Source organism: Curtobacterium sp. 458, assembly GCF_030406605.1.
In the GTDB taxonomy this organism is placed as follows: domain Bacteria; phylum Actinomycetota; class Actinomycetes; order Actinomycetales; family Microbacteriaceae; genus Curtobacterium.
This window is the reverse complement of sequence record NZ_CP129104.1, coordinates 3076275-3100083: the sequence shown is the minus strand read 5'-3', so window position 1 is coordinate 3100083 and position 23809 is coordinate 3076275. Positions and strand designations below refer to the sequence as shown.

24 protein-coding genes are annotated in these 23809 nt (G+C 71.5%); 5 read left to right on the top strand and 19 right to left on the bottom strand.

Annotated elements, in window-relative coordinates; all coding sequences use genetic code 11:
• Positions 1-132 precede the first annotated feature (132 nt).
• Positions 133-1053, bottom strand: coding sequence for an SDR family oxidoreductase (locus QPJ90_RS14995; RefSeq protein ID WP_290131966.1), 921 nt, complete (start codon positions 1051-1053; stop codon positions 133-135).
• Positions 1050-2273, bottom strand: coding sequence for a zinc-dependent alcohol dehydrogenase (locus QPJ90_RS14990; RefSeq protein WP_290131965.1), 1224 nt, complete (start codon positions 2271-2273; stop codon positions 1050-1052). Before QPJ90_RS14990 ends, QPJ90_RS14995 begins: the two co-directional genes overlap by 4 nt.
• Before the next feature lie 127 nt (positions 2274-2400).
• Between QPJ90_RS14990 and QPJ90_RS14985 the strand changes: the two genes are divergently transcribed.
• Entirely contained in the window at positions 2401-2736 is a 336-nt protein-coding gene (locus QPJ90_RS14985) for a DUF3140 domain-containing protein (protein WP_290131964.1), read from the top strand.
• Positions 2737-2760: 24 nt separating this feature from the next.
• A complete protein-coding gene (locus QPJ90_RS14980; protein WP_290131963.1) occupies positions 2761-3015 on the top strand; it encodes a Rho termination factor N-terminal domain-containing protein in 255 nt (84 codons plus the stop codon).
• Between the two features lie 9 nt (positions 3016-3024).
• Here QPJ90_RS14980 and QPJ90_RS14975 read toward each other — a convergent pair whose 3' ends face one another.
• The 7 genes from QPJ90_RS14975 to QPJ90_RS14945 form a co-directional block, all read right to left on the bottom strand.
• The gene (locus tag QPJ90_RS14975; RefSeq protein WP_290131962.1) at positions 3025-3804 is read right to left on the bottom strand and encodes a polyprenol monophosphomannose synthase; all 780 of its coding nucleotides are present in this window, start codon (positions 3802-3804) and stop codon (positions 3025-3027) included.
• 21 nt (positions 3805-3825) lie between these two features.
• Complete coding sequence (locus QPJ90_RS14970; protein WP_290131961.1) at positions 3826-4527, bottom strand: class F sortase; 702 nt, start codon at positions 4525-4527, stop codon at positions 3826-3828.
• Entirely contained in the window at positions 4524-5672 is a 1149-nt protein-coding gene (locus tag QPJ90_RS14965; protein WP_290131960.1) for a glycosyl hydrolase family 8, read from the bottom strand. The genes QPJ90_RS14970 and QPJ90_RS14965 overlap by 4 nt, the downstream gene beginning before the upstream one ends.
• Before the next feature lie 95 nt (positions 5673-5767).
• Positions 5768-6586 (bottom strand): DUF4397 domain-containing protein, encoded by an 819-nt coding sequence (locus QPJ90_RS14960; RefSeq protein WP_290131959.1) that lies wholly within the window; start codon positions 6584-6586, stop codon positions 5768-5770.
• 83 nt (positions 6587-6669) lie between these two features.
• A complete protein-coding gene (locus QPJ90_RS14955; RefSeq protein WP_290131958.1) occupies positions 6670-8649 on the bottom strand; it encodes a hypothetical protein in 1980 nt (659 codons plus the stop codon).
• Positions 8646-10139, bottom strand: a complete 1494-nt coding sequence (locus QPJ90_RS14950) for a glycosyltransferase (protein WP_290131957.1) — start codon at positions 10137-10139, stop codon at positions 8646-8648. The genes QPJ90_RS14955 and QPJ90_RS14950 overlap by 4 nt, the downstream gene beginning before the upstream one ends.
• Positions 10139-10639, bottom strand: coding sequence for a GtrA family protein (locus tag QPJ90_RS14945; RefSeq protein ID WP_290131956.1), 501 nt, complete (start codon positions 10637-10639; stop codon positions 10139-10141). Before QPJ90_RS14945 ends, QPJ90_RS14950 begins: the two co-directional genes overlap by 1 nt.
• A gap of 201 nt (positions 10640-10840) precedes the next feature.
• Here QPJ90_RS14945 and QPJ90_RS14940 point away from each other — a divergent pair, with 201 nt between their 5' ends.
• Positions 10841-11059, top strand: a complete 219-nt coding sequence (locus QPJ90_RS14940) for a hypothetical protein (RefSeq protein WP_290131955.1) — start codon at positions 10841-10843, stop codon at positions 11057-11059.
• Between the two features lie 282 nt (positions 11060-11341).
• Here QPJ90_RS14940 and QPJ90_RS14935 read toward each other — a convergent pair whose 3' ends face one another.
• The 3 genes from QPJ90_RS14935 to QPJ90_RS14925 all read right to left on the bottom strand — a co-directional run bounded on the left by QPJ90_RS14935 (position 11342) and on the right by QPJ90_RS14925 (position 13626).
• A complete protein-coding gene (locus tag QPJ90_RS14935; protein WP_290131954.1) occupies positions 11342-12196 on the bottom strand; it encodes a glycoside hydrolase family 16 protein in 855 nt (284 codons plus the stop codon).
• 117 nt (positions 12197-12313) lie between these two features.
• Positions 12314-12577, bottom strand: coding sequence for a hypothetical protein (locus QPJ90_RS14930; RefSeq protein WP_290131953.1), 264 nt, complete (start codon positions 12575-12577; stop codon positions 12314-12316).
• The gene (locus QPJ90_RS14925; protein WP_290131952.1) at positions 12559-13626 is read right to left on the bottom strand and encodes an HD domain-containing protein; all 1068 of its coding nucleotides are present in this window, start codon (positions 13624-13626) and stop codon (positions 12559-12561) included. Before QPJ90_RS14925 ends, QPJ90_RS14930 begins: the two co-directional genes overlap by 19 nt.
• 109 nt (positions 13627-13735) lie before the next feature.
• On the opposite strand from QPJ90_RS14925, the gene QPJ90_RS14920 reads away from it, so the two are divergent.
• Together QPJ90_RS14920 and QPJ90_RS14915 are read left to right on the top strand one after the other, a co-directional pair.
• The gene (locus QPJ90_RS14920) at positions 13736-14698 is read left to right on the top strand and encodes an SDR family NAD(P)-dependent oxidoreductase (protein ID WP_290131951.1); all 963 of its coding nucleotides are present in this window, start codon (positions 13736-13738) and stop codon (positions 14696-14698) included.
• Between the two features lie 130 nt (positions 14699-14828).
• A complete protein-coding gene (locus tag QPJ90_RS14915; protein ID WP_290131950.1) occupies positions 14829-16058 on the top strand; it encodes a DUF1963 domain-containing protein in 1230 nt (409 codons plus the stop codon).
• A gap of 15 nt (positions 16059-16073) precedes the next feature.
• Here QPJ90_RS14915 and QPJ90_RS14910 read toward each other — a convergent pair whose 3' ends face one another.
• The 7 genes from QPJ90_RS14910 to QPJ90_RS14880 form a co-directional block, all read right to left on the bottom strand.
• Complete coding sequence (locus QPJ90_RS14910) at positions 16074-16703, bottom strand: hypothetical protein (protein ID WP_290131949.1); 630 nt, start codon at positions 16701-16703, stop codon at positions 16074-16076.
• 63 nt (positions 16704-16766) lie between these two features.
• Positions 16767-18110, bottom strand: a complete 1344-nt coding sequence (locus QPJ90_RS14905) for a glycoside hydrolase family 125 protein (RefSeq protein ID WP_290131948.1) — start codon at positions 18108-18110, stop codon at positions 16767-16769.
• 34 nt (positions 18111-18144) lie between these two features.
• On the bottom strand, positions 18145-19191 hold the full coding sequence (locus QPJ90_RS14900; protein WP_290131947.1) for a Gfo/Idh/MocA family oxidoreductase: 1047 nt from the start codon (positions 19189-19191) through the stop codon (positions 18145-18147).
• A gap of 72 nt (positions 19192-19263) precedes the next feature.
• Entirely contained in the window at positions 19264-20277 is a 1014-nt protein-coding gene (locus tag QPJ90_RS14895) for a Gfo/Idh/MocA family oxidoreductase (protein WP_290131946.1), read from the bottom strand.
• Positions 20278-20396: 119 nt separating this feature from the next.
• A complete protein-coding gene (locus QPJ90_RS14890) occupies positions 20397-21785 on the bottom strand; it encodes an extracellular solute-binding protein (RefSeq protein ID WP_290131945.1) in 1389 nt (462 codons plus the stop codon).
• Positions 21782-22690: a carbohydrate ABC transporter permease gene (locus QPJ90_RS14885; protein WP_290131944.1), complete on the bottom strand. Its 909-nt coding sequence runs from the start codon at positions 22688-22690 to the stop codon at positions 21782-21784. Before QPJ90_RS14885 ends, QPJ90_RS14890 begins: the two co-directional genes overlap by 4 nt.
• 5 nt (positions 22691-22695) lie before the next feature.
• Entirely contained in the window at positions 22696-23700 is a 1005-nt protein-coding gene (locus QPJ90_RS14880) for a sugar ABC transporter permease (protein ID WP_290131943.1), read from the bottom strand.
• Positions 23701-23809 lie beyond the last annotated feature (109 nt).

The window sequence follows — 23809 nt, the reverse complement described above, 5'->3', positions numbered from 1 at the left end:
CGAGACAGTACCAGCGTGGAACGACGGCACGGCAGGCGGACCCGGGACGGCCGGTGGCCGATCCGGTGCGCGCACCCCGGGGATCGCGCACCGGATCGGCCACCGGCCGGATCGAGGTCGTGGTCGCCGTCGTCAGGGCGTGACCATGCCGCCGTTCACGTTGAGCGTCTCGCCGGCGACGTAGCTCGACTCCTGCGACGCGAGGAACACGTACGCCGGTGCCAGCTCGGCCGGCTGCGCGGCACGCCCCATCGGCGACTCGCTCGACCCGAACTCCGGCAGCGTCGACGGGTCGACCCCGCCGCTCGGCTGCAGCACGGTCCACGTCGGGCCGGGGGCGACCACGTTCACCCGGATGCCGCGCTCGACGAGCAGCTGCGACAACCCCTTCGAGAAGTTGTTGATCGCACCCTTCGACGCCGCGTAGTCGAGCCGGTCCGGAGCCGGCTTGTACGCCTCCATCGATGCGGTCGTGGTGATCGTCGAGCCGGGCTGCAGGTGCGGGAGTGCCGCCTTGACGAGGCGGAAGAGGCCGAAGACGTTGACGTCGAACGTGGCCTCGAACTGCTCGTCGGTGATGTCGAGCAGGTCCGGCTGCCAGCGCTGCTTGCCCGCGACGCTGACGAGCGCGTCGAGCCCGCCGAGCCCCTCGACGGCGCGCTCGACGAGTTCGCCCGCGTACGAGCGGTCGCGGAGGTCGCCGGGGACGGCGACCGCGGTGCGTCCGGCCGCCTCGATCTGCTCGACCACGTGGTCGGCGTCGGACTGCTCCTCGGGCAGGTACGCGATCGCGACATCGGCGCCCTCGCGCGCGAACGCGATCGCGACGGCGGCGCCGATGCCGGAGTCGCCACCGGTCACGAGGGCCTTCCGGCCGGCGAGCCGGCCGGTGCCCCGGTACGTCGACTCACCGAGGTCGGGCACCGGCGTCATCTCGGACTGGAGGCCCGGCTCGGCCTGCGTCTGCGGCTCCGGTGAGACGTCCGGGTAGCGGGTGCGGGGGTCCGCCCAGCCGTACTGGTCGGAGGGCGCTGCCTGGTCGTCCGTGCTCATCGGGTCGCCTCCAGCTCCACCTTGATCCAGCCCGGCTCGCGCCGGTCGAACGCCTCGTAGGCCTCGATCGCCGACCCGATCGGCTCGTGCTCGGTGATCAGTGCGGTCGGGTCGAACTGTCCCGCGGCGACCATGTCGATGAGCGGGGGCGTCACCGAGTGGTGGTCGCAGTTGCCCATCCGGACGGTGAGGTTCTTGTTCATCGCCTCGCCGATCGGGTAGTGCTCGGCGGTCGGCCCGTAGACGCCGATGATGCCGATCCGGCCGTACTTCGCGACCGACGCGACGGCCCAGCGCGCAGCCTGCGACGGCCCGTCGCCCGGCTTCCACTGCTGCTCCTCGCCGCGCCCCTTCGCCGAGGCGTCGGGCGCGACCTGCGCCACCTCGTCGTCGAAGTCCGCCGCCTGCTGGTCGTCGACCGCCGCCGGACCGTGCTTCGGCCGCTCGGCGTCGATCCCGACGGCGTCGATCACGCAGTCCGCGCCGATCCCGTTCGTGAGGGCCGTGATGGCCTGCACGGGGTCCTCGGTGTTGTAGTTGACGACCTCGCAGTGCTGCTCGAGCGCCGCGGCGAGCCGGGTCTCCTCGCCGTCGACGACGATGACCCGCGCAGCACCGAGCTTGTACGCCGAGGCGGCGGCGAACTGACCGACGATGCCCGCGCCGAACACGACGACGACGTCGCCGCGGGTGACACCGGCGAGTTCGGCGCCGAACCAGCCGGTCGGGAAGATGTCGGACAGCAGGATTGCCTGCTCGTCGCTGACGTTCTCGGGCAGCGGGTGCATGGTGTTGCGCGCCCAGGGCACCCGCACGTACTCGGCCTGCAGGCCGTTGACGGGGCCGGTCGACTGCGGACCGCCGAAGAAGCTCGTGCCTGCTTGCGGTCCGTTCGGGTTCGCGACGTCGCACTGTGCCGTCTTGCCCATCCGGCAGTACCGACAGGCGCCACAGGAGATCGTGGAGTTGATGACCACGCGGTCACCGGGGCTGAAGCCGCGGACCGCGTCGCCGACCTCGGTGACGACGCCCACCGCTTCGTGGCCGAGGATCGTGCCCGCGTCCATCGGTGCCATCGTGCCGCGGACGAAGTGCAGGTCGGTCCCGCAGATCGCGCTCTTGGTGATGCGGACGATCGCGTCCTCGGGGTGCTGGATGGTGGGCTCCGGGACCTCGTCGAGTCGGATGTCCCCGATGCCGTGCCAGACGACTGCGCGCATGTCTTCCTCTTCCGTCGTGGGGTTTCGCGCAGACCACACAACCCGCCGACCGCTCCGAGGACGTGGAGCGTCAGTCCGCTGGGCGCACCGCACCCCGACGATCAGGCGGATCGGGTTGGGTCGGAGCATGAGCGACGACCAGAAGGAGATCCGCGACGACTTCGCGGACGCCGTCAACATGACCGCCTCGGAGCTGAAGAAGTGGCTCGACACCGACGAGTCGAAGGAGGTCGGGCAGAAGTCCGACGGCGGCGGCGAGTCGACCGGGCACGAGAGCGGGCGGCACATCGTGCGGATCCTCGAGAAGAAGCAGGGTGACTACACCGAGGACGACTACGCCCACATGAAGAAGGTCGTCGGCTACGTCGCACGCCACTCGAAGCAGCGGCCGAAGGGCGACGTGCACGACACCAAGTGGCGGTACTCGCTCATGAACTGGGGCAACGACCCCGAGAAGGACTGAGGGCCGCGGCGTAGCCTCCGGGCCATGCCGAACCAGTTGAAGAAGCCGGACATGTACGAGGAGCTCCGCAAGGAGGGCGCCTCGAAGGAGAAGGCCGCGCGCATCAGCAACGCCGCTGCCGCCCGGGGCACGAAGGCCGTCGGGAAGAAGGGCGGTGAGTCCGGCTCCTACGACGACTGGACGGTCGCCGACCTGCGGAAGCGGGCGAAGGAGCTCGGACTCACCGGGTACTCGTCGAAGCGCAAGAGCGACCTGATCGACGCGCTGCGCAACCACTGAGCCCGGACATCACGCCACGTGCGCGTTCCGTCGGACGGAGGGCAGGGGTCGGTGGTCGCGGACGAGAGCCCGGACTTCGCGGAGGCGTCGGTCGATGCCCCACTTCGTGACCAGGGTGAGTGATTCGCGGACGATGTTGCCGCTCATCTTCGACACCCCGTGCTGCCGTTCGGTGAACGTGATCGGTGTCTCCACGACCCGCAGGCCGGCCTCGAGGGCACGCCAGCACAGGTCGACCTGGAAGCAGTACCCCTTCGACGCGATCCCGGCCAACTCGATCCGCTCCAACGCGCTGCGGGTGAAGACCCGGAACCCGCCGGTGGCGTCCCGCACCGCGATCCCCAACGCGATCCGGGTGTAGAGGTTCCCGCCGCGGGAGAGCGCTTCCCGGTACCAGGGCCAGTTCTCGACCTGTCCGCCCCGGACCCAGCGGGAGCCGAGGACGAGGTCGTTGGTGTCGGCGAGTTCCAGCATCCAGGGCAGGTACTCGGGGTGGTGGGAGCCGTCGGCGTCCATCTCGACGAGCTTGTCGTAGCCGTGTTCCAGCCCCCAGGCGAAGCCAGCGAGGTAGGCGCCGCCGAGGCCGTCCTTCACCGTGCGGTGCAGCACGTGCACCCGGTCGGTCTCGGTCGCGAGCTGGTCCGCGATGTCACCGGTGCCGTCGGGTGAGTTGTCGTCCACGACCAGCACGTGCACCGTGTCGTCGGTCGCGGCCAGGGTACGGCCCACGATCGGACGGATGTTCTCCGCCTCGTCGTACGTCGGGATGATGACCAGTGACTCGTCCATCGTCGTCTCCTGTCGGGTCGGTCAGTCGTGCACGAGGGTCGCGAACACGATGAGGTTGTCGGTGTAGTGCCCGGTGGCGGTGTCGAAGGTGCCGTCGCACGTGATGAGCCGCAGCGCCGGCGTCGGGGAGGTGCCGTAGACGTCGCTCGTGGGGAACGCGGACTTCGCGGCGCGCTCGGAGCGCTGCACCTGGAACACCCGTTCGCTGCCGTCGGACATCCGGACGGTGATCCGGTCACCGGCGACGAGTTCGTCGAGTCGGTAGAACACGGCTGCGCTCGTGGGGGAATCGACGTGGCCCGCGATCACGGCCGGGCCGACCTGTCCGGGGACGATGCCGTCGCTGAACCATCCCGCGCTGTCCCAGTCCTCCGGCGGGTCGAGCTCGCCGGCCGACCCGCGGTGCAGGTCCTCCAGCCCGCTCGACACCCCGATCGCGGGGATCTCCACGCGGACGGGCGTCGCGGTCGAGGCCGCTGCGGGAGCGGCCGGGTCCTGGAACCCCTCGGTGGCGGAGTCCGACCGGGCCGACCCTCCGGACGGGCTCGCCGCACCGGTCGCGCTCGGGTTCACGGTGGTGGCGGCATCCGGGGAACCGCCGTTCGACGCGGCGACCGCGACGCCTGCGACCGCCCCGCCGGCGAGCACCACGGCCACGCCGACCGCGATCGCCAGGGTCGGCCGACGACGTGGCGTCCGGTGCGACGCAGCCCGGCGGCTCACGAGTCGCTCCCGGAACCGGCCGCGCACCCACCGAGCACGTCCGAGGTCAGCATCGTCGCGCCGAGTGCCGCCCACGCGTCGCCGTAGTAGGTCGGCGTGGTGGCCGCGGTCCGGTCCGCCCGTTCGAGGTCGGCCCGTGCCGCCGAAGTGCTGCCGGCAGCGTGCTCTGCCGCCGCCCGCGCTGCGTAGGCGAGGGCGTTCGTGTCGCCCGTGACCGCGGTGCCGCCGAGGTCGAGCTGCGCCGCGAGCTGGGTCGTGCGGCGGAGCGTCGGCGCGATCGACCCGGCGAGCTTCCGGTCGGCACTGGTGCACGCCTCGGCGTACCGCAGCGGGAGGCGCATCGCGTCGTAGCCGTAGAGCACCCGTCCGTCGTCCGCCGACGCGGGCATCGGTTCGACGCGGCCGTCCGCGTGCACCTGTGACCAGTCACTCGGCAGGTCGGTGGCGCGCAGGAGGGAGGCGGTCACGGCGCGCGACCCCGTCTCGAGTTCGTTCCACCGGTCGTCGCCGGTCGCCCGGGCCAGGATCCGGTAGGCGGCGGGCGAGGCGTAGGAGGCGTCGTACCGGTAGGGCTCCTGGTCGGCCCAGGGACCGGCGAGCAGGATCCGGCCGGCGTCCGTCTCGACCGTCTCGTGCTCGAGGATCGCCGACGCGATGCGCTTGCCCGCGGCGGTGTAGCGGGGCTCGTCCCACGCCTTCCCGGCGAGGACGAGGGCCCGCGCAGCGTCGAGGTCCGCGTCGCTCGCGGACTGCTCGTCGGCGACGCCGCCCTTCGTCGTCCACCGCCAGGCGAGCAGGTCGTCGTCGGTCAGGAGGTGCCGCGCGGTCCAGCGCCACACGTCGTCGAAGGTCGAGCGGTCGCCGGCGGCGTAGGCGATGAGCAGGCCGTACGCCTGACCCTCGCTGACGGTGTCGCCGCCCTGGTCCTTCCGGACGACGCGGCCGTCCTCGACGTAGCGGTCGAGGAACGCGGTCCGCAGCTGTGCGGCGGACCGGGTGGTGTCGGGGGCGGTGGTTGAGGTGGGGGTCGAAGCCGCCTGCGGCGACTGCTCGTCCGACCAGGGGTGGACGGCGACGACCGCCGCGCCGGCGGTGACGGCGACGGCCGCGATCGCGGCGACCGGGATCCAGGTCCTGCGCTGCACGGGGCCTGCCTCTCGTTGGGTGTCGGGTGGGGGTGCGGACGGGAGGCGCGGTGCGGGTGAGCCGGTCGGTCCACCGGCACCGCGCCTCCAGGCCGTCACCCGAAGATGCTGCGGAACGCGGCGACGAGCGCGTGGAACGCGTCCGTGACCGGACGGTCCGCGGCGGTGCCGCCGCCGCCCGTCTGGACACCGCCCTTCGGGGTGGCGGCGGTCGCCGCCGCGTCGGTCACGGGCACGACCGTGAGGTCGCCCTTGCTGTCGTCGAGCACGAACAGCGTCGAGACGGTGTTGCCGGCGAGGTCGACCTTCGCCGTGCCGCGCTGGCCGCTGCTGCTCACGTCGAGCGTCCACTTGCCGCTCTTCACGGTGGCGTAGCCGGTGGCGGTCCCGAACGCGGCGTCCTTCGCGACGGTGGTGCCGGTCGAGGTGGCGACGTCGACGCGCTTCGCCGTGGTCGCGGCCTGCACGAGCCGGAGCTTCGCCTTGCCGTCGCCGGGCTGCTGCAGGTCGTCGGTGAACGCGGTGGTCTTGAGGTCCGAGTTCTTGCCGTAGGCGACGACGGTGTTCGCGTCACCCGCGCTGACCGTGACGTCGGTCGAGATCACCGGGGTGGAGTCCGGGGCGTCGGCGGCGCGCATCGACAGGACGTACGTGCCGACGGGCAGCTCCTGGTACGGGCTGACCTGGCCGTAGGTCACGTCGTCGAGCTCGAAGACCTTCTTGCCGCCGGACAGGCTCGACAGCTCGACGTCGACGCCCTTGGTGTCGGGGGAGAGGTGCCCGACGCGGAGCCAGCCGTCCTCGGGCGTCGCGGCCGATGCGGTCTGGGGCGCGAGGCCGACGGTCGCGGCGACGAGGGCCGCGGCGAGGGTGCCGATCACGACGGGGCGTGCGGTGCGGGTGCGTGCGGTCATGGTGGTGCTCCTTCGGATGGAGGTGCGGTTCGGGTTCGTGCGGGGGCGGCGGACCGGCGCGCGGCCGGATCGCCGGTGTCGCGTCACGCGGCGGTGGGGGCGGTGGTCGGGTCGATCGGCGTGTACGTCACGACGAGCTCGTCGCCGTGCCGTTCGACCGACTCGGGGCGGTACGAGTCCGACATGGCCTCGAGGGTGCGCTCGACCCGGGTCGTCGCGGCAGTGTCGTCGGCGTGCAGGACCACGCGGCGGAATGCCTGGCCGGTCTCCCCGGTGAGCGGGGTGAAGCGGTCCACGCTCACCCGCTGGTCGGCGAGCACCTGGCCGAGCGCGATCATCGCCCGGCTGTCGACCTGGCCCGCGCGGAACTGCGACTTCGTGCCGGCGTTCGCCTCGAGCGCGGGGTTGGCGGCGAGCTCGGTGCCCATCGTCTTCCGCTGGTCGGTGGCCTTCGTGATGGCCCGCTCGGCTGCGGCCTCGCCCTCGGAGTGGATGCGCCGGACGTCGACCTGCTGGTCACCCGTGCCGAACACCGCGACCGTGGTCGAGTTGCGGATGGCGTCGGCGACGTCCTTCGACGAGTTGCCCCCGGTGCGCATCGAGTCGGTCGTGACGACGTAGTCCGAGTCCTTCCAGCCGTTCGGCGACTGGCGCTCCACGGCGGCGTCGGTGTCGAGCTTGTAGTACCAGACGACGTTGTCGCGGGCGAAACCGGCCTTGACCAGGTCGACCCACATGGCGTCGTCGACGAGCAGTCGTGAGGACTTCGGGACGTTGTCCCCGACCCAGCGCTCGGCCTGCTGCATCGGCTGGTCGAGGTTGCTCGTCGTGAAGCCACGGAGCTGCGCGGTCCAGAGCGGTGCCGCGACGGCGAGGGCAGCCACGGTGACCGCTGCCCACGTGATCCCGAGGGTGCGACGGACGCCACCGGGGAGTCGGGTCCGGCTCCGGGACCACCCGGCGATCGCGACGACGGCGCGGTTCGCGGTCCACGCCACGAGGAGCGCGGCGAACGGGATGAGCATGATCACGTACGGCACGGGCAGGTAGCCGTTCGGGCGGAACATGAACGCCAGCAGGAAGACGAGCATCGCGGCGATCGGGCGGACCCGGCGGAGGAACAACCCCACGACGGCGGCCAGGCTGCCGAGCACGATGAACACCGGGTCGAGCGCCCACCACTGTGCTGCGGCCTGGTGCGCGAGGCTGTCGCCCGCGAAGACCGACCCCGACGCGGCGCGCGAGCCGAGCTGGTAGGTGATGCCCTCGAGGAGGCTGACGCGACCGGGTCCGGGGAGGAGCTCACCCTTCACCGCGGCGAGCAGGAGGTAGCCGCCGCCGATCACCGTGAGCACGGCACCGGCGACGCTGAGCGTGTACCGGCGGGTGCTCCTGTCGGCCCCGCGCACCGCCATCCAGATGAGGAACGGCAGCGCGAGCAGGTAGGTCTCCTTGGAGAGCACGGCGATGCCGAGGCAGGCGGCCGCGCCGGCGAACCCGGCGAGCTGCTTGCGGCGGCTCAGCACCAGCACGAACGCGGCGAGCAGCCACGGGGTCGCGACGTTGTCGATGTAGACGGTGCGGTGGTACTGGAGCGCGAGCGGTGACAGCGCGAAGACGAGCACGGCGACCGCTGCCGTGGGGCGTGCCGCACCGATGCGACGGGCGAGCACGAACAGCAGCACGCTCGACACCGCGGTGAAGAACACCATCGACTCACGCGCTGCCTCGACGGCGAAGGGGTAGCGGGCGAACGCACCGGTCACGGACGTGTACGCCGCGATCTGGATCCAGCCGAGCGGCGGGTGGTCGTACCAGTACGTGTAGTGCGTGAGCTCGCCGAGGTTGGTGATCGCCCACGCCTGCGCGGTGTAGGTGCCCTCGTCGTCGATGCGCTGCGGCGTGCCGGTCATGTTCCACAGCTGCACGGCGGCGGCGATCGCGAGGACGGGGAGCAGCCAGGCGAGGCTGACGGCGTGGCGGCGGACCCAGCCGGCCGCGCCGGTGTGGGCGATCGCACCCCGGATGGGGATGCCGGTCGTGTGCGTCGTGCTGGCGGTCATCGGGTGCCTCCGGTGGTCTGCAGCTCACGGGCGTCGACGGCCTGGGGGTCGTCCTCGGACACGGCGTCGGGGAAGCCGACGACCTCGGGCGCGGGCGTGCGGTGCTGCCCGGTGTGCTCCGTCTTCTCCCAGCCGTTCTGGCCCTGGACGTGTCGCACGACGGCGCGGACGGCCGCCGCGGCGAGGAACACCTGGTACGGGATCAGGCCGAGGACGAGCTTCACGTAGTCGCGGATCCGGACCTTCTCCTTGTAGAGCCGCCCGAACTCGCCGAGGCCGACGATCTCGACGGCCAGCAGCATGAGGGTCGGGGCGAGCGGGATGAACGAGATGAGCGCGATCGAGGTCGGGACCTTCACGAACGCGATCATGAGGACGCTGAGCGGGATGAGGAGCCCGGTCGCGGCCTGGATGAACGGCATCGTCAGGAGGTACCGCGCGAAGAAGCGCTGCTTGCGGGTCGGGAGCTTCTTCCACTCGCCCTTGCCGAGCACCTGGAGGAAGCCCTGGTTCCAGCGCGTGCGCTGCTTGAGCAGGGACGCGAACGTCGGCGGGGTCTCCTCGCGGGTGACCGCCTCCGGGGAGTACGCGACGACGACCTTGGCGTTGTCCGCGCTCAGCCGCACGCCGAGCTCGCAGTCCTCGGCGAGGCAGTGGGCGTCCCAGCCGTTCGACCACTCGAGTCGCTCGCGGGTCACGAACACGGTGTTGCCGCCGAGCGGGATGAACTTCGACTCGGCGTGGAAGTGCAGGCGCGAGCGGAACCAGAAGTAGTACTCGAGCACGTTGCGGAGCGACCACCAGCTCGACTTGAAGTTCATGAGCTGCACGCCGCCCTGCACGACGTCGGCGCCGGTCTCCTGGAAGCGGGAGTCGACGAGGGTGAGCAGGTGCGGGTAGACCTCGTCCTCGGCGTCGAACACGCCGACGATGTCGCCCGTCGCGTACTGGAGGGCGAGGTTCATCGCCTTCGGCTTGTTCTTCGGCGCGGTGTCGTCGACGACCACCCGGATGAGTTCCGGGTGCCGTGCGGCGGCGGCACGGACGACCGCGTCGGTCTCCGGGTCGTCCTCGCCGACGATCGCGATGATCTCGAAGTCCGGGTGGTCCTGTGTGGCCAGCATGTCGAGCGTCTGGCCCATCACGTCCTGCTCGTGCCGGCCGGGCACGAGCAGCGTGAAGCGGTGCGCGGCCGGACGCGGCGTCTCGCTGAAGCGGGTCGCCTTGAGCGCGTCGCGCGAGCGCCACGCGTGCAGCATCCACCAGAGCGTCGACAGCGCGACCAGCGTGAGCAGGACGGAGACCGCGACCAGCGCGGAGTAGCCGATCCACTCGCCCAGCGACCAGGCGGCCTGCGGGAGCTGCCCCGAGCCTCCCGTCGGGGCGTTCGTGGTGCCGCGGTTCGGGACGGTGCCGGACGTCGCGGGGGAGCCGGGCTGCAGCAGCGGAGCGGCCGCGGTGACCAGCGCGGCGGAGAGGGTGGTCGTCATCAGGCCGAGGCCTCCTTCGTGGGACGAGCGTCAGTGGAACGGAAGACGAGGGCCTTGTACGCGGCGAAGCGGAACGCTGTGCCGAGGACGAGACCGACCCCGTTGCCGGCGACGTTGTCGGCGAGGGTGGATCGGAGACCGAGGACGTAGTGCGAGACGAACAGGCAGGCGGCCGCGATGCCGAGGCCGACGAGGTTCGCGAGGGCGAAGAGGAGCCCCTCGCGGACGGTGGCGCGACGGTCGACGCCGCGCTCGGAGCGGAAGGTGATGGACCGGTTCGCGATCCACGCGACGGCGGTCGACACCACGGCCGACACGACCTTCGCCCAGATCGGGCCGTCGGGCAGGACGGTGGCGCGGAGCAGGTTGTACACGGCGAGGTCGATCACGAAGCAGACGGCGCCGATGGTGCCGAAGGACGCGATCTGGCGTCCCAGGGTGAGCAGGCGCGATGCACGGGCAGCGCGGACCGGAGATGGGGCCTCGGTCTCGGGTGACACCAAAACGGGGGTATCGGTCGAGGTCATGCCCCCGATTCGGGGGGCTTCTCGGACCGGTTTGGTCGGGATTGCCCGATGCCAGGCGATTGCCAGCTTGGCGACATCTGCTGTTCATCCGGGGGACAACCAGCCGAACCGGTCTGTGTACGGCCGGGGTCTCGGGCGGTCGCGGTGTCGGCCACGGTACGCGACAATGGCCGGGTGAGCTTCACCGGCATGCCCCGCTTCCGCAAGTTCTGGTCGACCGTGCAGGTCGCCGTGCTGTCCGCGGCCGTGGTGTTCTGCATCGTGATGCTGGTCATCGGGCAGGGCAAGCTCGACCGGGTCTACGCCGTCGCGGCGATCTTCTTCGGCCTGGCGCTCGCCGGGCACGCGACGTACCTCTGGCTGACCGCGCGGGCGGCGCGCAGCGGCCGCTGACGGCGCGCGGGCGGCGCGGTGCGGCGAGTCGTGGCGCGGCGAGTCGTGGCGCGGCGTGTTCTGTCGCTTTCGCGAAAGCGACAGATCGCCGGGCGGAGACGGCGGCGATCTGTCGCTTTCGCGACGGGCACCGGCGCGGCGAGGTGGGATCTGTCGCTTTCGTGACCGAGGGGCGGACTGGAGGCGCGGGGTGGGCCCGCCACGTCTGCCCTTGCAGGCTCGGGCAGCGCGCCCCGCGTGGCGCTGGCGCGTCACCGCTGAGCGGGGCGCGCCACGCCGACGTCAGGCGAGCTGGGAGACGCGCACCCAGTCGACGAGCATCTGCTGCGGGAAGCGCGTGGTCGCGTCCGGCGACCCCGGCCAACCGCCGCCGACCGCGACGTTGAGGATCACGAAGAACGGCCCGTCGAACACCCACGGGTTCGAGCCGACGTCCGCGCGGGTGACCGTGCGGTACGCCACGCCGTCCACGGTCCACGTGATCGAGTCCGGACGCCAGTCGACGCCGAAGACGTGGAAGTCGTCGGCGAACGCTGCGCCGGACGGGTTGCGGTAGGTCGACGAGATGCCGTTCGCGCCGGAGTACCCGGGGCCGTGCACCGTGCCGTGGACGAGCGTGGGTTCGTAGCCGACGTTCTCCATGACGTCGATCTCGCCGCACGCGGGCCAGCCGACCTGCCCGATGTCGGCGCCGAGCATCCAGAACGCCGGCCAGATGCCCTGACCGCGGGGGATCTTGATGCGGGCCTCGACCCGGCCGTACTGGGCGGTGTAGGTGCCCTCGGACTTGAGCCGCGCGGAGGTGTAGGTGCCGTCGGCCTCGCGGCGGGCGGTGATGACGAGGTTGCCCTTGCCGTCCAGCTGCGAGTTCCGCCGCGAGTCCGTGTACGTCTCGAGCTCACCGTTGCCCCACCCGCCGGCGCCGAGGTCGTACCGCCAGATCGACGGGTTCGGGGCGCTCCCGGCTGCTCCGTCGAACTCGTCGGCGGCGAGGAGCGTCGTGGTGCCCGTGGTCGCTGCGCGGGCGCTGTCGGAGCCGCGCACGAGTGCAGCGGTCGTGGCGGCTGCGGTGGCAGTGGCGCCGGTGAGGCCGAGTGCCACGAAGCGGCGTCGGTCGATGGCTGGTCCCTGATCCATGAGCGGAATTGTCCGATGCAACGTCGACGGGGTCCAGTGATTCGCCGGAACCCGCAGGTCCGCGTGGCCCGGAGCGGTCCGCGGGGCTCGGAGCGGCCGCGGGGCTCGGAGCGCGTGTCAGCGGGTGAGGTGCCAGATGAGGGGGAGGATCAGCCCCGCGACCCAGGCGGCGACGACGACGAGACCGCACACGGCGATCCACCGGCGTCGGCGGCGGAGCTTCGGGCTGCGGTCCTCTCCCCACATCTGCGCGCGGACGAGGACCCGGTTCGCCTGGTCGACGACCTTCTGCACCTCGGGGTCGTCGAGCGGGAGGGTGCCGGACCGGGCGTGCTCGGCGATGGCGGTCGCCTCTTCGACGGTCAGCTCGTCCTTGCGCATGGTCCCATCGTCGCATCCGCGGAGGCCTCGGCGCCCGCGCTCGTCGCATTCGCGGGTGCTTCGGCGTCCGAGCTCGTCGCTGTCGGCGCGTAGCGGACCGCGACCTCGTACGGCAGCGAGCCCTGGAGCTCGTCGACACGCGGGTCGTGCAGTCGTCGCCCGTCGGCGGTCGGCAGGTCGAGGTAGCTCCGGCGCACGACGTGGCGGTACACGCCGACACCGGAGGTGCGACCGACCCGCAGCCGCCACCGCTCGGGATGCCGCCGGAGCGTGCGGGCCTCGCCCGCGGTCGACGGATCCGTCGCGAGGAGCGCCCAGAGCTCGTCATCGGTGGCGGCAGCGAGCTGCCCGTCGTCGAGCAGACCGCCGGCGACCGCGCGCGACACGAGCGCTCGCAGCACCGTGACCGGCACGAGGTTGGCGGTCGAGCGCTGCGCGCGGGCCTCCCGGACGGCGAGGTCGACGAGTTCCGCGGCGTCGTCCGGGTCGGCATCGACCGCGCCGTCGACCAGTCGGAGCCGCCGGAGCAGTTCGTGCGGCGGCGTCGTCGTGCGGCCGTGCACCTGTCCGCTCCGGAGGAACGAGTCGAGGTGGTCGAGTTTGAGGCCGCCGTGCGCCGGGGTCAGCACCGAGGGGACCCGACCGTCGTCGGTGGCGATGACCCGCTCGGCGTCGATCGGGTGGTCCTCGGCGAGGGCCCGGACCGCGGCGCGCCCGAGGGTGTGGTGCTCGAGACCCGCGATCCCCTCGAGGGTGTGGCTGAACGGCAGGTGCCCGACGTCGTGGAGCAGCGCCGTGACGCGGGCGTCGTGGTCGTCCGGGGCGAAGTGTGCGACCAATGCGAGGACGCCGAGGGAGTGCTCGAGCCGCGAGTACGCCTGGGTCGTCGTGATCGACGCGGCGCCGGCGTGGGCGACGAACGCGAGGCGCCGAACCGGCCACGCGGTGAGCAGGGCACGCTCCGTCGGGGTGAGCGCGACCTCGACGCGCCAGAGCGGGTCGAACCACACTCCGTCGTGGCCCAGGGTGTCCACCGCGTCGTCGTGCACGCCCCCACGCTAGCGGGCGGCACCGACGCTGCACGCCGGCGCGCCAGCCGGCGTCGTCGCCTGTCCTTCCTGTGCTGTGGCGGACGCGTGACCGGGTACCACGGAGTGCATGGCACATCGGTTCCGCGGTCAGGTCGTCGTCGTCACGGGAGCATCGAGCGGCATCGGGAGGGCCGCGGCACACGAGTTCGCGCGGCAGGGTGCCACGCTCGTGCTCGCCGCGCGCTCGCTCCAGAGCCTCGAGGCCGCCGCTGCGGAGTGTCGACGACTCGGGGCGACCGAGACGATAGCGATCCGGACCGACGTCGCCGACGAGCACGCGGTGAAGGACCTCATCGGCACCACGACGTCCCGGTTCGGACGGATCGACGTCTTCGTCGGCAACGCGGCCCTGTTCGTCTACGGCCTGTTCGAGCAAACCCCGACCGACTCCTTCAAGCGCGTGGTCGACACGAACCTGTACGGCCACCTCAACGCGATCACGCACCTGCTGCCGCACTGGAAGCAGCGGGGGAAGGGCACGTACGTGCTGGTCGGATCGATCCAGTCGCTCCTCAGCGCCCCGTACCAGTCGGCGTACGTGACGAGCAAGCACGCCGCCCTCGGTCTGGTCGACGTCCTCGGCGACGAGTTCGCGGGCACAGGCATCCGCTTCACGTCGCTGCTGCCCTCGACGATCGACACGCCGATCTACCAGAACGGCGCGAACTACACCGGCAAGGCCTCGCACCCGCTGCCGCCGACGGTCTCGGTCGAGCGGGCCGGCCGTGCCGTGGTGCACGCTGCGCTCCACCCGAAGCGCTACCGCTTCGTCGGGCGCGTCCAGGCGTCCCTCGTGCCGCTGCAGTACGTGTTCCCCGGGTTGTTCCACCTCATCACGAAGCCGATGGTGGAGACCTTCGCGCTCCGCGGCCGGCAGGAGCCCACGGACGGCAACCTGCACGTCCCCGCCGACGCCGGGAACGCGACGAACGGCGGCTGGGTGGCGAAGCGGCGGCGCGTCACGCGGCCGCTCGTGTGGGGCGGTGCGATCGCGGTCGCCGCGGCGTTGGTCCTGCGTCGGCGCGGTTGAGCGGACGCATGCGACCCGCCACGACGTGGTCGTCGCGATCGTGCGGCGCGTCCGTCGCGGCCCGGTAGCCTGCTGCCGGGAGTGCGCAGGGCGCGCCGAGCGTGCGGCGCTCCCGGAACCGGGGGAGCGGATGAGCGACGTGCAGCACCAGACCGTCGTCGAGGTCGACACCAAGGACGCCGCACGCGCGCGCTGGAACGGTCCGCGGAACCCGTGGCCGGTCGTGTTCGTCACGGCGTGGATCCTCGCGTTCTTCGTCTTCGTCGCGGTCTCCGTGTACGAGAACGCATGGCGCTTCCGCGACGTCGCGGCCTCGTTCTGGATCGGCGCCGCGTGGGCGCTGCCCCTGCTCGTCGTCGTGCACGGGACGCACGCGGTGCGGTTCCGACGTGGCGGTCCGCTCGCGCAACGGCAGGACGCGGTCTTCCGTCGTGCAGCGGCCCGTCTCCTGGCGGCTGCTCGTGGCGCCGGGATGCCCGAGCTCGACGAGGCGGCTGTGCTCCGGATGCTCCGTGCGCGGGACAACGGGCCGGACCCGGGGACCGGGGACCGGGGTGGTCCTGACTGGCCACTGCTGCGCTGGGACCTGCCGGTCGCCGGTCGCCGCTTCCGCACCACCGTGGTCGCCGAGCGGATCGGCACCCCCGAGCGGGGCGGTCGTCCCGAGCGGACCCGCCTGACGCTCCGAACCCCTCGTGTCGAGGCTGCACGCCCGGGAGCCCCACGACCCGTCGCACGCCGCGGCCACGACCCGTCCGCAGACGTCGTCGTGCTCGGCGCGTACCGGTCCGACTCCCCGGCACCGATCACGGCCTCGCGCATCGGTGGGGCGCCGGCCGTCCCGCGGGACTGGGAGTGGCCCACGTGCGCGGAGCACGACGAGCCGATGCAGTTCACGGCGCAGATCGAGCACCGCAGCACGCTGGTCAGCGCGTTCGTGTGTCAGTTCGACCCCGGCACGTGCGATTCGTGGGACGCCGACAGCGGCGCGAACGCGGCGTTCGTGTTCAGCGGACGTGACCTCGTGCTGGCCGACCCACCGGTCTCACCGCATGGTGACCCCGACGACCCCGATCCCGTGTACCCGCCGCTCCTGCCGGACTCGATGCTGCTCGGGACCGCGTCGGTCACGGCGGCACGTGACGGTGATGTCACCGCTGCACTCGACGTCGAGGGGGCCGTCGTGGCCGGGCAGTACGGAGGCGAACCACCCTGGATCCAGGAGGACGACACGCCCGAGGGTCTCGCGTTCGTGGCCTCGATCGAATCGGAGCCGCTCGGCTTCGACTTCGGTGACGCCGGTCGTGCGTACGTCTTCAGCGACGGCCGCCGGGCCGCGGTGCTCTGGCAGTGCACCTGAAGCGGAGTCGTTGCTTCAGAGCTGCGGAGGACGGTCGCGCGGCGCCGGTGAGCCGCCGAGCGTCCACTCGCCGGTCAGGAGGAACGACCGCTCGGGTTCTCGGGACCCGACGGCCCGGTCCAACTCGGTGAGCTCGGTGCGCTCGTCGCTCCGTGCCGTGTCGGGCGAGTCCCAGAAGCCGGTCTCACGTCGGAGATCGACCGACCAACGCTCGAGGTCCTCCTCGTCCCAGTACATCTCCACGAGTTCCCCGAGCACGAGCTCGACGACGGGCCGCTCGGTTCGTCCGGCCACCGACCGGACGTCCTCGAGGAAGCGCCCGAGCGGTTCAGCGACCTCGGGGAGCGCGGCGGCGACTCCCGGCAGCCGCTGCGCGAAGGCCCGCTCCGCGACCGGCCACGCCACCACGACGTCCGTCACCGACGGGTCGGGCCCGTCGCCCGCGTTCATCGCTGCGCTCAGCCGGTCGAGGTGCGCAGCCCAGAACGCGGGGGGCACGAACCCGCACCACCCGAAGGGCAGCAGGTACTGCACGTCCCAGGACCCGACGGCCTCGGTCGTGAGTTCGTCGTGCGCTGGCGCGGGAACGGCGCCCTCGCCGACCGTCGCGGCCGATCGGACGATGCACGTGACCCGGTTCCCCACGGCACAACGCTACCGCCCACGAACGGGAGGCACGGGGCGGGGTCGACCCGCGCCTCCCGGCCGTCAGGTGGTCGCCCTGGTGGCGGACGAGACCCTCGCGATCGACGCGCCCGCGTCCTCGGCCACCGCGAACGCGAGTTCGCAGAACATCGCGTCCGCCCACGAGAACCACGGCCGCGAGAACGCCGACGGGTCGTCCACGTCGAAGGACTCGTGCATGCGTCCCGTGCCGGCGTCGGTCGCGAGGAGCACCTCGACGAGCTCCCGACGGCGTGACGGCGTGCCGGTGAGCCCCTCGACGGCGAGGGCGATCGGCCACACCCGGCCCGGCTCGGTGTGCGGGCTCCCGATGCCCGCAGCGGCCGAGCCGCTGAACCAGTACGGGTTGTCCGGCCCGAGGACGAACGTCCGGGTGGCGTCCGCGACCGCCGGGTCGAGGACGTCCGGCGCGTCGAGCGGCAGGGACAGCAGCGACGGGGTGTTCGCGTCGTCCATGAGCACCACGCCGCCGAGACCGTCGACCTCGTAGGCGTAGACCTGCGTGCCCGGATCACGCGGGTGCGGGACGACGCCGTGCTCGGCCACGCCGCGCAGGATGTCGTCGCGGAGCGCGACCGCGTCGGCGGCCAGCACCGGGTCCGACCAGACGTCCGTCGCGATCGCCGCCAGGTCGCCGAGCGCCGACGCGGCGTGCAGGTTCTCCGGCACGTTGTAGCCGTACGTGCAGGCGTCGTCCGAGGGGCGGAAGCCGCACCACGTCATGCCGGTGACGGCGACCGGGGTGCCGCGGCCCTCGCGGACGAGGGTCTCGGTCGGCTCGGGCGCGTCCCGGACGAACCGGTACGGTGACCGGTCGTGGTCCGTCTCGAGGCGGAGCTGGTCGACGATCGTCCGGGCGACCGCGTGTGCCTCCGGGCCGAGGTGCTCGGTCCGGCCGGTCGCGCGGTGGAGCGCCGCGGCGAACTGCACCGGGTAGGCGAGGCTGTCGACCTCGTACTTCTGCTCCCACACCGTCGGGTCGTGGCACAGGTCGCGGTCGTCGTAGTGCGCGCCGGTCGGGCCGCGGTTGAACGCGTTGGCGTACGGGTCGTGCGCGATGCTGGCGAACTGCCGCCGGACGACGGCGACGAGGACGTCGGCGAGCTCCCGGGCCGCGGGGTCGCCCGGGGACGCCGCGGCCACGAGCCGCAGGTACGGGAGCATCTGCGTCGTCGAGTCGCGCATCCACATCGCCGGGATGTCCCCGGTGATGACGAACGCGGTGCCGTCGTCGTCGATCGTGATGGTGTCCTCGAGGCTCCGGCGGAGGGCGTCCTCGACCAGGTCGCCCGCGCGCTCGCCGACGCTCGTCCGGACGGCGTCGGCCGCGGTCCTGAGCAGCGCGGCGACGCCCGCGCCGACGATCACGGCGACCCCGGACGGTCGGCGCCGTCGCGGGCGGTCACACCGACACCGGGCGGTCGGCCGTGCGGACGGGGGCGATCGTGCCGGTCCGGGCGCCCTCGTAGGCAGCGAGGATCATGCCGAGGACGGCGAGTCCCTCGCGCTCGGTGTGGATCGGCCGGGTGCCGTCGCGCAGGCAGGCGCCGAACGCGGCGATCTCGGCCGAGAACGTGTCGACCTCGTCGAAGGTCACGGTCTCGCTGGTCGTCGGTCGACCGCCCGCGTCGCGCAGGTCCCAGCGGAGGGTCGTGCCGTCACTCGTCAGCGACCCGAGTTCGCCCACGACGCTGAACCGCTCGGTCCCGGCGGCAGGCTCGTACGCCCAGCTCGTGACGAGCTGCCCGACCGCGCCGTTGTCGAAGCGGAACAGACACTGTGCCGAGTCCTCGCCCTCCATGAACGTGAGGCGGTGGGTGGAGAGCATCGCGGTCGCCGACACCGGGACACCGCCGGCGAGGTGCATGAGCAGGTAGCTCGGGTGGTAGCCCGTGTCGATGAGCTCGCCGCCGCCGCTCGTCGACGCGTGAGCGCGCCAGCCCATGTTCGACGGGTCGAACTCGTTCCGGAACGAGTCGGTGGTGCGGACCTCGTACACGGTGCCGAGTGCGCCGCCGTCGATGAGCTCCTTGGCCTTCGCGACCGCGGGCATGAACAGCTGGTTGTGGGCGCACATGAGGGTGACGCCGGCCTCGCGGACGGCGGACTCGACGTCCGCGGCCTCCTCGGGCGTGAGGCAGAGGGGCTTCTCGCAGAGGACGTGCTTGCCGGCTCTGGCAGCGGCGACGATCGCGTCGCGGTGGAGGTGGTGCGGCAGGCAGATGTCGACGGCGTCGATGTCCGCCCGCTCGAGCATCTCGCGGTAGTCGGTGAACGAGGGCACGCCGAGCTCGGTGCCGCGGGCCTCGGCGGTCGCGGGGACCGCGTCGGCGACGGCGCCGATCGTGATGGTGTCGGCGTGCTCGCGGTACCCGTTGATGTGGAAGGTGGCGATGCCGCCGCCGCCGATGAGGCCGACGCGGATCGGGGTGGGGAGGGAGGTGGTCATGCGTGTGCTCCGGTGGTTGGTGGTCGTCGGTCGGGGTGCGGGTGCGGGTGCAGGTGCGGGGGAGAGGCAGGATCAGGCGTGGACGGATGCGGCGGGCGCGGCGGCGGGCGTCGCGGCGCCGCCGGCTGCGGCCGCGTTCGCCGCGACGACGAGTCGTGTGAGCTCGATCGCCCGCGCGACGTTGTCCTCCGCCCGAGTGCCGTCGTGGACGTGCGTCACCCACTGCGCGAAGGCGTCCGGGGCGTCGTCCGGCACCGGCAGCTCGATGGTCTCGCCGCCGTACCCGGGCCCGCCGGCGGTGAGGCGGTTCCCGTCGTCGGTGTACGAGACCCGGCCGGAGGTGCCGAACAGGTCGATCGTGAACGGCGTGCCCGCGACGAAGCCCGCCTCGATCACCCCGATCGCCTGCGATGGGTAGCCGACCGTGACGACGGCGTGGTCCTCGACGGCACGGCCGGTGACCGAGCGGTACACGGCCGACACCGAGTCCGGAGCGGCGCCGAGGAACAGCTGCGTCAGGTAGACCGGGTGGCAGCCGAGGTCCGTCAGTGCGCCGCCGATCGCCGTCGCCGGGTCGAAGAACCGCTCGGGCAGCCACGGGGCGATCGCGCCGTCGTGCGAGAGCCGGACCCGGGCGTACGTGAGCTCGCCGAGTCGGCCGCTCGCGATCTCGTCCCGGATCGCCGTCGTGTAGCCGTGGTACAGCCGGGGCAGGGAGACGACGAGGGCGACGCCGGCCTCCTCGCAGGCACGGACCACCGCCTCGCACTCCTCGACGGTCGGCGCGAGCAGCTTCTCGGTGAAGACGTGCTTGCCGGCGCGCGCCGCGCGGGTGATGACGTCGTGGTGCACGTCGGTGGAGGTGGTGATCGTCACGGCGTCGACGTCGTCCCGGGCGAGGAGGGCGTCGAGGTCGTCGGTGTACGGGACGCCGAAGCGGTCGGCGCCCTCGCGGCCGCGGGCCTCGTCGTCGTCCCAGACGGCGACGAGTTCGGTGTCCGGGTGGTCGACGGCCTGCTGGGCGTAGTCGCCGGCGTGGACGTGCCAGAAGCCGAGGACGGCGACGCGGAGGGGGGCGGTGGGCATGCGGATGGTCCTTCTCGGTTCGCGGTGGTCGGTGGGTCCGGCCCGTCGGGCGCGGGCGGGCAGGCGCGTCGTTCCGGCCTGGAGGCACGGGGCGCGCCGCACGGGCGGGTGGCGGTCCGCTAGATGCGGACCTTGTCGTAGTCCTTCGGCAGCTTGAACGGCGCGTAGGTCTGCATCATCGGGTCGACGCGGTTCTGCGCCCGCTCGACGGCCTGCTCGGGTGTCGCGGTGCCGAGGAGCACGCTCGAGCGTGCGTCGGCGAGGGAGTCCCACCAGGCGCCGCCGACGGGCAGCGGTGGGCGGCAGGTGCTCGCGGTGATGGACTCGACGAAGTAGCGGATCGACTTCGCGGAGCCGTTCGGGTCCTCGAGCGCGGCGATGTTCGTCGGCACGCTCGTCGCGGGGACCATGTAGGTCTCCTGGCCGCGCTTGCCCGTGAAGTACTTCATGAGCTCCCACACCGCCTTGGTCTTCTTCGACCCCTTCGGCAGGCAGAGCGCGAAGCCGCCCGACCAGGTGTACTTCGGGTCGCCCTCCTTCTGGACGGGCAGGTACGCGGTCGTCCAGTCGAGGTCCTTCGGGCCGAAGTTGTCGAAGCTCTGGATGGTCGACGGCACGCTCACCATGAACGCCATCCGGTTGCCCATGAACGCGGTCTGTCCGGGCGGGTGTCCGGTCGGCTCGTACGTCGCGATGAACGTGTCGGCCGCGCGGTAGTCGAGACGCTTCGCCCAGTCGCCGTAGAAGTCGTAGATGCCGCGGACGCTCGCGGAGTCCATCGTCATCCGGGAGTCCTGCTGGTCGTAGTAGGACGCCCCGAGCCCGAGGCCCCAGGTGAACGGCCAGCCCTCGCCGTACCAGGGCAGGAGCCCCATGTGCGTGTAGTCGCCGGCGGACTTCTTCGTGACCTGCTGGCTGACCTCCCACATCCGGTCCATCGTCACGGGGCCGTTCTGCTCCCAGTCGAACTCGTCGAGGTCGACCCCGGCGTCCTTGAGCATGGTGCGGTTGACGAACATGCCGCGTGCGTCGGTGTCGTGCGGGAGGCCGTACGTCTTGCCCTCGTAGGAGACCTCGCCGACGGCGAAGCCGAGCCACTGCGACAGGAACTCCTCCTTCGACTGGTCCTCGTACTCGGCGATGAGGTCGTCGATGGGTTCGATGAGCCCGATCGCGGCGTACTGGGCGGCGCTGAACCGGTCGAGCAGCCACAGGTCCGGAGCGGTGCCGCCGCGGACGGCCGTGATGATGCTCGTCGCGTCGCCGGTGCCCTGCGAGGGAACCTGGTTGACGACCACGTCGACCTCCGGGTGCAGTTCCTTGAACTGCTTGATCACCTTCGTCTGGAACGGGACGAACGTGCCGGTCACGCCCCAGAGCGACACCTGGTTCGGGTTCGACGATCGCGACCCGGTCGCACACCCCGCGGCGAGCAGCGCGAGGGCTCCGGCCCCGGCCGTGGCGGTCGCCCCGCGGAGGAAGGAACGGCGGCTGAACGCGGAGGTCATTTGAAGCTCCCGATCTGGACGCCCTTGAGGAACGTCCGCTGGAACACGAAGAACAGGATCACGAGCGGCAGGATGATGAGCACCGAGGCCGCCATCAGCTGGTTGAACTGGAAGTCCTGCGAGTTGTTGAGCCGGAACACCTGCAGACCGATCGACAGCGTCTGCACGCTCTGGTCCTGCAGGTAGATGAGGGGCCCGAGGAAGTCGTTCCACGCGCCGACCGCGGCGAAGATGCCGACCGTCACGAGCGCCGCACGCGCCTGCGGGAACACGATCGTCCAGAGGATCCGCCACTCCGACGCCCCGTCCATGCGGGCGGCGTCGAGGAGGTCCTTCGGGATCTGCAGCAGGAACTGCCGGAGCAGGAACGTGTAGAACGCCGACCCGAACAGCGCCGGCACCACGAGCGGCAGGAACGTGTTGATCCAGCCGAGTCGCGCGTACAGGTCGAACATCGGGATGAGCGTCACGGGGAACGGGATGAACAGCGTCGCGAGCACGACGTAGAACAGCCGGTCGCGGCCACGCCACTCGATGCACGCGAACCCGTACGCGATGACGAGGTTCGACACGACCGAGAACACCGTCACGAGGACCGTGATGATCAGCGTGTTCCGGAAGAACGTGAAGAACGGCATCGCCTGCACCGCCTGGGCGAAGTTGCCCCAGTCGAGCCAGTGCGGGAACCAGGTGGCGGGGAAGGTGCCGAGCTCGGTGTTGCCCTTGAGTGCCGAGATGACCATCCAGTAGATCGGGATGAGGAAGAGCACGCTCATGGCGATGAGCACGATGCGCGCCGTGATCGACGACCAGACGGACCGGACGGACCCGTCGGCGTTGCGGGACGCCCCGCGATCGCCCTTCGCGGCAGTGGTGGTGATGGACTTCGTCACTTCGGTGGTCACGTCGGTCACTCCCCGGTCACGTCGTAGTTCACGAACCGCTTGGACAGCCAGTAGACGAGCCCCGAGAGGATCATCCCGGCGAGGAACAGCAGGACAGCCATCGCGCTCGCGAACCCGAGCTGCGCGTAGCTGAACGCGTTCTTGTAGAGGTAGAGCATGTAGAACAACGTCCCGTTGTCCGGCGACCCGAGGCCTCCCGTCCCGGACGAGATCACGTACGCCTCCGTGAAGACCTGCAGCCCGTTGCTGATCCCGGTGATGAGGTTGAACAGGATCACCGGGGAGAGCAGCGGCAGCGTCAGCGCGAAGAACTGCCGCACCGGTCCGGCGCCGTCCACGCGGGCTGCCTCGTACAGCGTCTTCGGGATGCCCCGCATGCCCGCGAGGAAGATGAGCGCGGCGTTGCCCGCACCCATCTGCGCGAGGGCGATGATCACGAGCTTCGCCGTGGTCGGGTCCCCGAGGAGGTTCGTCGCCGGGACGCCCACGAGCTTGAGCGCCTGGTTCACGAGTCCGGTCTGCGGGTTCACCAGCACGACGAAGATGAACGCGAGCGCGAACGTCGGGATGAGCGACGGGATGTACAGCGCCGTCCGGTACCAGCTGATCTCCCGGACGTCCTGGTTCATGGCGATCGCGATGATGATCGCCACCACGATCCCGACCGGCACCGCGATGACCGCGTAGAACACCGTGTTGCCCACCGCGGTGTGCACCAGCGGGTCGATGAACGCCGCGACGTAGTTGCCGAACCCGACCCACGTCGCGCCCTGCATGCCCGAGTACCGGGTCAGGCTGATCGCGAACGAGTACACGAGCGGGTAGCCGATGAACACGAGCACGCCGACGATCCACGGGGACACGAACGCGAGCCCGATCCGCAGGCGGCGCTTCTCGGCGGCGGTCCACGGGTGCTTCTCGCGGTGGCGTCGGCCGGAGCCCGCGGTGGTGATGCTGCGGGTCGTCGGCCTCGGAGGTGCTGCGGCCCCTGTTCGTGTCGTCGTCGTCACGAGCGTCCTCTCGGATCCCGGGCCACCTCGTCGTGGCCTCGGTCGAACTCGAGGTCCGCCCGACCGGATCGCTTCAATCCAATCGATTGACAAAACCCCTCGAGCAGCG